This window comes from Myxococcus llanfairpwllgwyngyllgogerychwyrndrobwllllantysiliogogogochensis, from assembly GCF_006636215.1.
In the GTDB taxonomy this organism is placed as follows: Bacteria; Myxococcota; Myxococcia; order Myxococcales; family Myxococcaceae; genus Myxococcus; species Myxococcus llanfairpwllgwyngyllgogerychwyrndrobwllllantysiliogogogochensis.
On sequence record NZ_VIFM01000383.1, the window covers coordinates 1 to 8,544 of the forward strand.

Sequence of the window (8,544 nt, forward strand, 5' to 3'; positions counted from 1 at the left end):
GGGCAGGCGAGGGGGCGGGGAACGAAAAGGTGATCCGAGGACGTTGACTCAGCCAAGGGGCACGGGTATTACCGCCCGCACTTTTCGCCGGTCCCGAGGAAGACCACCGGCGGACGGACGTATCGGGGAGTGGCTCAGCCTGGTAGAGCACTTGGTTCGGGACCAAGGGGTCGCAGGTTCAAATCCTGTCTCCCCGACCATTTTTTGACGGGCTGGAGATCTTCACGGATCTCCAGCCCGTTTCCGTTTTTGGGCCTCCTGCTTCACCCTCTACATCTGGATGGCGCTGACTTGGCCGCCGGGCTCGGGTGCGTGTGCCGCTGGGTAGTCGCGAGGTTCTGGTGTCCGGCCAGCTCCTGGATGCTCTTCTCACCGGGCGCCGGCCATCGCCAGCCGCGCGCAGAAGGTGTGGCGGAGGATGTGGATACCTCCCGTGATTCAGTCCAGCCAGTCGCTGGATCCGGCTCAGCCACTTGTTCAGCAGCACCTGGGTCACCTTCGGGTGGCCGTCGGCCCGCCAGGGGACTCGCTCGCCCCGGAAGTGCCACTGCTTGCGGAGGGCGTCTGCCAGCCGGGCGGTCATGTTCACCTGCCGGGCCCGTCCGCCCATGGGCAGTGTGACGTGCCCTTCCTACTCCGAGTGGCGGACGTGGATGACGCCTCGAGTGAAGTCCACGTCCGTCTGCTCCAGGGCAATGATTTCGCTGCAGCGCAGCCCCGCTTCTCCACCGAGCAGGATGAAGACGAGGTGCTGGTGGTCCACCTTCGCCGCCGCGTCCACCAGCCGCTCGAACTCGTGCGGATCGTAGAACTCCATGGTTGGCGGGCGCCACCTTGTTGATCACCACGAGCACGTTGGTCACCGCCTTCGGACTGCGGACCACCAGTTCCGCCTTGAGCTTCGCCACCTCGGTGTTGCTGATGGCGTCGAGCCGCAGCCCTCCGAACCGTGGTAGTAGGCAGAAGTCGAGGCTGCGCTTCTTCTGGATGATGGTGCTGGGCTTCTGCCGGTTTGCCCTGGCGCCCTCGTCCAGGTCGCGGGGCGAGAACTCCTTCAACGCCGGCACCGCCTTCTTCTTCACGGCCTTGCGGCCTCGTGAGAGCAGCTCGGACTGCCGCTGCTCACCCCACGCCTTCGCCCGACTTGGAGCCCACCGGCGCCTTCACGCGCTCGCGGTACAGCTTGCCATCGGGCCACTTGAACATGATGTCTACCTTCCATCCGCTCCTGGGGCGCTTCTTGTACTCCCTGACTTTCACGCTCATCTCCGAGACCTCCTCGGCTACGGCGCACGCCCTTCGAGAATGAACGGTAACAACTCGCGCCCACGGAATCGCAGCGAGCGGCCCACGCGGAACATGCCTGGGAGCTGGCCGCGCGAGACCTTCGCGTACACTGCCTTGGGGCTGCACCCGAGAAAGCGGGCCACCTCCTCGGCGGTGTAGACGGCCTTGTCGAGAGGGGGCTGGCCGTCTGGGCTGGTGCTCCCGGGAGGCCCTGCCTGCACCGGCTCGCGGTGAGCTGCATCCGCGTGGAACGCCACCAGTTCCTCGCGCACCTGGGCGCGGATAAGGTCACGCAGCCCGGCTTCTGCGCTGGACATCGTGGCCTCCCGTCGTCGCTGCTGAAATGAATCCCGTCCTGCATTTGAACCTCGTGAAGACGAGGCTCATGGTGGCGATGTTGAAGGATGAGTGGCAGCCAGAGGAGATCGCCATCGCTGACGAATGCGCTCCTGGGCCATCATCGCTGCCGCTCGCGGCCGATCTATGGCAAGGGCGAAACTCAGATCATTTCAACCGATGGAAGCCTGGCATTGCACCAAGAGAGGACCCGTGGATCATCGAATCGAAGTACCCGACGAGTTCGTGATTCCCTCTGAGCGGTTCGACAACCCGTCGTTCATCAAAGCACGTGTTGGTGCCGCACCAGCCGACGTGCAGGGTTGTCTCAAGACGGCGTTGTGCTTCCTCTACGAGACTCAGGGCCCCAAGAATCTTCCGCCGGACCGCAAGACAGTAGCATGGGACTTCCTTGAGGAGCGCGAGCAGATTGTCGCCCAGTGGCTCTCCACGCGGGCCAGCGGGTCAGAGCGCAAGAAGTATGGGAAGAACGCACTGCACGCGGCAAGAACCGCACAGTACCGATGCGCAGACTGTGGGCTCCCGGATGTACGGTGCCTGCAGCTCGACCATGTTGAGGGACGGAAGGACCCAATCTCGACGTTCCGTTGCCTCTGCGCCAACTGCCACCAACGCAAGAGCCGCAAGAAGGATTGGCCCACCAGAACGGTGGTGAAGGCAGTGGAGGCCAACAACGACGGCGAGGGAGAGCGCTGAGGGGAGTCAGTCGAGTTGTGCTTGGCGGTGTTCAGCTCCCCGCTGCCCTCTTGAGAGCTGCCGGTTATCGTTGTGCTGCGGTTGCCGATGGAAACGTGCGTCGTCATGTAGCCGAGATCGCCGGTGAAGCCTCTGGGTGGCCGATGGGCGCGGACGTGACGGAGCCCGGGGTGATCCCGGGCCGGTGAGAACTCTAATTGGCCGATGGGTTCCGGGCTGCTTGAAGTCGGCACCGCCCCAACTACTTGGATGCCGGCCGCCTACGTTGTTTCGTCGTCTGCACCGGGCTGTTGCGGCGGACACAATGTCGCTTCGGACCCAGGCGAATCACGAGGCTTTCCTCGGCGATGGCACACGCCATTCGAGAAGGAAAGGTAACAACTTGCGCTCATGGAATTGCAGCGAGCGGCCCAGCCAGACACCGCGCCATGCAACTGCTCGGCGGACGCTTGCTGAGGCGCAGCGGTGCAATGGGATGAAGTGGCAATTTATCGTGGCCGCTTGTTTTTGCCATTCCGTCATGTCTGTATTTAGATCAACGACACGTCATAGAACGTCCGCATTACAGCTCGCTCCGGGCCCCTCCAAATCGCATGTCCTCGCCATGCCCCGCCCTGCCTCGGCATGCTCCTCGTGTTGACGCGGAACCCACCAAGATCCCGATTCACCTCCAGCAGATTGTACAGCCGCGGCACCGATTCGGGTCGCTCTGCCGTGGGTGCACCGAAACTCCCAGCTCCCATTACGTGAATCCGGCGTGTTGGGTTCAGGTATCCGACGAGATCCGCACGGTCTTCGTGGACATGGCCGTGCATGCAGATCCGAACGTCGGCCTGCTGCAGTCGACCCATGAAGGCATCGGACTGAATTTTCTCGTTGCCTGTGATTGGGTGGTGCCAGACGCCAAGCCGCAACACCTTGGCACCCGCAGCAAGGGTGCCAGCTTTACGCGCGTCGGCGAGTTGGCTGTCCGCCTCGGCAAGTCCTCGGGAAAGGGCATGCTCGCTGATGCTGGAGCGCTCCTTGAAGTATTCGTCGATCTCCCAGGCAGAGTTCATGGAAAGGAACTGGAGGCGCGTTTCAGGGAAGAGGAATGGAAGACACTGCTGCTCTGCTGACAGCGGGTACTCTTTCTGCAATAGCGGGTGATAGAAGTGCTGGGAGAAGTTGCGAAAGCGCTCCGCGTACTTTGTCTCTTCGCGGATGAAGAACACGTCTCCCTCCTGGTGGTACATGCCCAGCTTGAGTTCCTTCTCGTTCACCTGCCGCTTCTTCTTGAGGCTGTAGACCTCCGTGTCCCAGTGTAGGTCGTGGTTGCCAGGAACGATGATGCAGCGCTCCGACGTCAGGCCGAACTCTTGGATGAGTTCGGATACGAACTTCCGAGCCTGCTCGAACTCTTCCGGAGTCGCCCGATTAGTGATGTCGCCGGAGATGACCAAGTAGTCCAGTCGAGACAGGCCCAGTCCTTCCGTCTTATCCTTCAGGTCAGCTACGAGTGGCTGGAAGAGGTTGAGCGGATCCTCCTTTGCGCCGACGTGCAGGTCGCTGAGGTGGAGGATACGGAGGGGGGTATCCTGGGCTGGCGCTGTCTTCTCTGCCTCTGCCATGATAACCTTCGTCTCGGAAATAGTCTGGGAGCGCTGTTCCCGGACCTGGGTGCGCAAAGCGCGAGTTTTGTTTGCCAGCCCTGGGTCCTGAGCACGCGAAGCCTGCGCCCCGAGCGTGAGAGGCGTCCGGCGGTCGCACACTTGGCAGCCAATGTCCGCCTGCCCCGACTCGATTCGCGCGAGGACAATGTCTTCCACGAACACCCGGCCGCAGGCACAAGTGACGGACAGCCGCTCTAGCAGTTCCACGCCATGCTCTGCGAGGTGCTCCTCTACGAAGTTCACGAATAGGTCGCGTTTATCCTTCGGCGTCTCCGTGTCGAAGAAGAGGTCCAACCGAGCGAAACCGCGTGCCCCTTGACTACCATGTTGGACGCGGCGGACGCCGGCGGTGGCCTCCCCAGCCCGGCCGAACTCGGCACGATCCTCCCACAGCCGCATGGAGCCAAAGCCCCTGCTGATAGCTAGCGACGAAACGAGCGACGCATAAATGTTGTCCACGGGGCCGGTGAAGTCGTAGTGCATCGAGACGGAGTAAGGGAAATCCGCCGCGGGCCCGTGCTGAGTGGGCCGGAAGAGCGATGGGAAGATGAGCAGCCCTTCATGCTGAAGGCACAGCCCATGCTCAAGGAGGAGCTGGGTGACGCAGTCGAGTACGATGAGTTCCTGGTCCCAACGGAGCCGCTCCTCGGGCCGTATGCGTGGGAACAGCATGTTGCGGGAACGAACCTTTGCCACGTCTATTGCGGGCACCCCATGCGGGTTGTCACGCGCAGCCAGGACAAGCGAACCTGCGTAGCGCTCCACCTGCTCGACTTCTAGCACGAGTGCCTGGGTCCCGTCCGCTAGCCGCGTGTCCGCCAGCAGCCCCTGCCACGCCAACTGAGCCACCACCGCTTGGAGCGCCTTGGAGTCCACGGCACCTCCGGTGTCCCGTCGCAGTTCGTCCTCCAGGTCCGTGAAGGTGATAACTACCTTCTTCGCATTGCGCAGCCGCTGGATATGCTCGCGTAGGCGTTGGAAGAGTTCAGGGCGGCTGACTTTCTCGATAGCATCCCACTCGATAGTGCTAGCCAGGACGTTCTTCAGCTCGGGAAGCCCCCGTCCAGTGCGGGCGCTGGTCGACACGTAGCCTGAAAACTGGAGGCGCTGGATAAAGTGGTCGATGGCTCCCTCGTCAACAGGGGCATTCTCGTCATCCATCTTGGCGCCAATCAGGAGTTTACGAACTGGATGCGCTCGCGTTTGGGCCAGCAGCCGTTGGTTCCACCCCTCAATCTCGTCGAGCGCCGGTTTCCCTCGTCCAGGCTCCATAACCATCAGCGCCACCGTGGAGTCACTCAGGAAGAGCTGGTGCACGAGTTGATACTCGCTCTGCCCACCCATGTCCCACAGGATGACTTCCCTCTGTATGCGGCGCCCCTGCTCCGTGGCCTCCACGGGCATTGACCAGAATCGTATGCCGTGGGTAGAGCCCAATTCCTCATATGCGCCCTTCACCATTCGCAGCGCGAGGCAACTCTTGCCCGCGCGGCCTTCCCCCACTAACACCACCTTGGCGCTGGCATTATGGACAGTGGTAGATGCAGGAGTCTGGGCAGTCAGCAAGGCCTCGACGTCGATGTCCCAGATTCGCACGCCGCGGGATCCAGGGGACAGGGTCGCCAGAAGGGGCTTGCTCGCGGAGAAAGTCAGGCCGGCCCATGCCAGCGCAGAGGGAGGCTCATCGAGTTTCGCTACTTCCTTCCACGTATCTGTTCGAAACAGACAGACCGTACCATCCAAGGACTTAGATGCAAGCAACTGCCCATCACAAGAAAACGAGACACTCACCACTACGTCAGTGTGCCCTTCCAGCATCCCGACTAGTTTTTGCGTCTTCGTGTTCCAGATGCGGATACTCTTGTCTCGGCACGCCAATGCCAATAGGGGCGAGCCGGGCTTCCAGGCTATGTCTTGTATTGCACCTTTGTTGCCGGCTCGGTGTAATTCATAAGATATGTCAAGTGAGTCGTCAGTCCGGATGTCCCAGAGCAATAACGTTCCATCTCCTTCGCCGCCGCAAGCCAGTCGCTGACCATTGGTCGACCACGCCATGCAGTAAATCTCGGAGGGTGAGCCGCGGGGCACTGATCTAACTTCTTCACTTCCCGAGTCTGCCCACCAAAAAATAATGCGCCCGTCAAAGGTTGAAGCCGCAAGCAGTCCCGAGGAAGACCAAGCCACGGTGGATTGGAGCGCCAGAAGCGGGACCTCCAATAACTGCTTTCCCTTTGCGTTCCAGAGGCGCAGTTGAGATCCGGAGCAGGAGGCAATCCGCTGTCCGCTGGGTTCGAAGCAGAGATCTGTGACGGCAGTCTCGTGTGCTTGGATGACCCAGCGGGGGCTCCCATGGCTAGGGTACCAGGACATGAGTCGGCCATCGGACAAGCCCACGGCGAGCAAGTCCCCCGCAGGTGCCCACGCCATCCAACCCACCGCCGCGCGACCGGTGAATAATGTCTCCCGAAGTTTCACGCCCCGTGGCAGGATCGAGGCTTGCCGCTGGTTCACGACAGCTAGGATGTTGTCATCGTGCGCAGCGTCTTGTGTGAAAGATTCCGGTTTGAAGGCTGTCAGTTCCTCAGGCGCGGGCTGTATTCCATCCCCGAGTGTCCGAAGAAGGCTTGACGGCCCCTGATCTGTATCCCTTCCGGGGCTCGCCAAGGACCCTTGGGACTTCGGTAAGGACAGACCGGAGGGAGAGAAATCAATTGAGACAGGGCCCTCGTTCAAGGGGTGCAGTTGCTTATCCTGCTGCATCTCTAGGCCGACGCGGGTGTGGGCGGTCACGCGGGAGAAGAGCGAGAGTTGCCCGCTCATTTCGGACATATTCATGTCGATGTTCCCCGCTATATATCCCCAGGAATGCTTGCTGGCGTCGTCCCACCCGAAAAGAGAGGGCGCATGAAGGAGGACGCCCTCGGTCGTCTTCTGGATGGCAGGCATGTCCATTTCGTGCCGGCCGCCACATAGGTGCAGCACGGCTCCGGCTGGCGGCGTCAGGGCGCTCAACAGCAATTCCAGGGACTGGGTGTGCAGTTTCCGCGGAGCGTGGTGTGTCAAGAGCAGGAGGATGTCATGCTCCCTGGCCCACCGACGGACATCATCTCTAGTGGCGGCGTCCAACTGCTGGAGATGAATCTCATGACGACTCTCAAGAGCATCGTCGGGAGAACTCCGGAAGAGGGAGTTGAGACCGACAACGCCGATCTTCAAGCGCTCCTTTCTAAGTGTCGTGACGAAGTCTCCTGGGAGCAAGCCCGGATGGAAGCTCTGGATTAGGGGAACGGGATGCTCCTTTCGCCATGCGCTGAACCAAGCGGAGAATGGGGCGAGTCCCGCCCGAACCTCCTGTTCTTGGACGCTCGTCCCGCTATCGTGATGCGCATTCCTCACGTCTAAGGCACGCAAGTGGTTCAGCTTTGAGGTTGCGCTGCCCTGCAGGATGTCGTGGTTGCCAGGCACTGTGAGCAGGCATGGAGTGGAGCCCAGGCTATTGAAAAACTTCCAGAGCGAGCCTAGCGTCGAGTTCACCAACTCGAACTCCCGCTCCGAGCCCGTCTTCGTCAAGTCCCCCGAAATGAGCACTAGGTCCCACGGGCCTGTGAGCGCATGCAGCTTCCTCAGGTCCTTTTCGAGCGCATCTCGGTATTCGGGTTGCAGCAACCGTGAACCGCGAGTCCCCAGTTGAAGGTCCGAGAAGTGAAGCCAGCTTAGCCGCGCCACGTGTCCCCCGTTCAGACCGTTCGCGCCAAGCATGCAACAACGGGCCGCCTGACGGGAAGCAAAGCCTGATTCTGAAGTTGACCCGATTTCGCGGCTCTCCCACACTTCGTGTGGTTCCCTTCGGAGGAATCGGCAGACGCGGCAGGCGGTCAGCGGGGCGAATACACCCTCGGAATGGAAACGATGCATCCCCTTCTTGGCTGTCGCGTAGAGCGGGTGACGCGCGCCCCCCTGTGTCAGGCAAGAAGTCGCCTCGGCTGACGTGCCGAGCTGACCACCCGATGGGGGCGAGTGCAGGTGGTTGAAGTGCCGTACACAGACGCATTCAAGGCACAGATGGTGAAGCGGATGATGGGCGCGAGCGCGGTGAATGCCTCGACCCTGGCCCGGCAGGTAGGAGCGTCTGGGTGTGGGCGCCTTGGCATGGCCTCGGTGGGTCAGTTGCCCCGTTTCGCGCAGCACCCGGTAGAAACTCGCCTCGCTGGCCACGTACGCGCCCCGGTCCGCCAGCCTGGGGACAATCTGCTTGGGCGAGGCGTCCCGGAACTCCTCGCTGTTGGCCACCGCCAGGATTCGGCGCCGCTCCGCCTCCGACAGCCGGTTGGCCGGACGGGTGTGCGGTCCGCACTGCCGGTCCTCGGCCGTGGCTGGCGGTAAAGGCTCCTGGCCAGGGTGCTTGCTGGATAATTGATGCCCCCTCGGTGAGCGTCAAGGTAGATGTCGCGTGAGAGGGTTCAGCCGATGCGCTTCATCTCCTGCACGGCCGAGATGCGGCTGGGCGAGGGGCCCAGGCGGACGGAGCCCGCGGGAGTCCAGTTGCGCGTGA

General features: G+C 61.8%; 5 protein-coding genes and 1 tRNA gene. 2 read left to right on the plus strand and 4 right to left on the minus strand.

The window, feature by feature from the left end; translation table 11 throughout:
• The first annotated feature begins 123 nt into the window (after window positions 1-123).
• Window positions 124-200: transfer RNA gene (locus FJV41_RS46085), tRNA-Pro, on the plus strand.
• A 431-nt stretch (window positions 201-631) separates the two neighbouring features.
• Here FJV41_RS46085 and FJV41_RS52840 read toward each other — a convergent pair.
• The 3 genes from FJV41_RS52840 to FJV41_RS46095 form a co-directional block, all read right to left on the minus strand.
• Window positions 632-817: a tyrosine-type recombinase/integrase gene (locus FJV41_RS52840; protein WP_181791415.1), complete on the minus strand. Its 186-nt coding sequence runs from the start codon at window positions 815-817 to the stop codon at window positions 632-634.
• A 305-nt stretch (window positions 818-1,122) separates the two neighbouring features.
• Window positions 1,123-1,266, minus strand: a complete 144-nt coding sequence (locus tag FJV41_RS52845; RefSeq protein ID WP_181791417.1) for a hypothetical protein — start codon at window positions 1,264-1,266, stop codon at window positions 1,123-1,125.
• 17 nt (window positions 1,267-1,283) lie between these two features.
• Entirely contained in the window at window positions 1,284-1,604 is a 321-nt protein-coding gene (locus FJV41_RS46095) for a helix-turn-helix domain-containing protein (protein ID WP_246137839.1), read from the minus strand.
• Window positions 1,605-1,836: 232 nt separating this feature from the next.
• Here FJV41_RS46095 and FJV41_RS46100 point away from each other — a divergent pair, with 232 nt between their 5' ends.
• On the plus strand, window positions 1,837-2,340 hold the full coding sequence (locus FJV41_RS46100; protein WP_141648997.1) for an HNH endonuclease: 504 nt from the start codon (window positions 1,837-1,839) through the stop codon (window positions 2,338-2,340).
• Between the two features lie 530 nt (window positions 2,341-2,870).
• Here the strand turns inward: FJV41_RS46100 and FJV41_RS46105 are convergent.
• Window positions 2,871-7,907 (minus strand): metallophosphoesterase, encoded by a 5,037-nt coding sequence (locus FJV41_RS46105; RefSeq protein WP_141648998.1) that lies wholly within the window; start codon window positions 7,905-7,907, stop codon window positions 2,871-2,873.
• Between the last annotated feature and the right edge of the window lie 637 nt (window positions 7,908-8,544).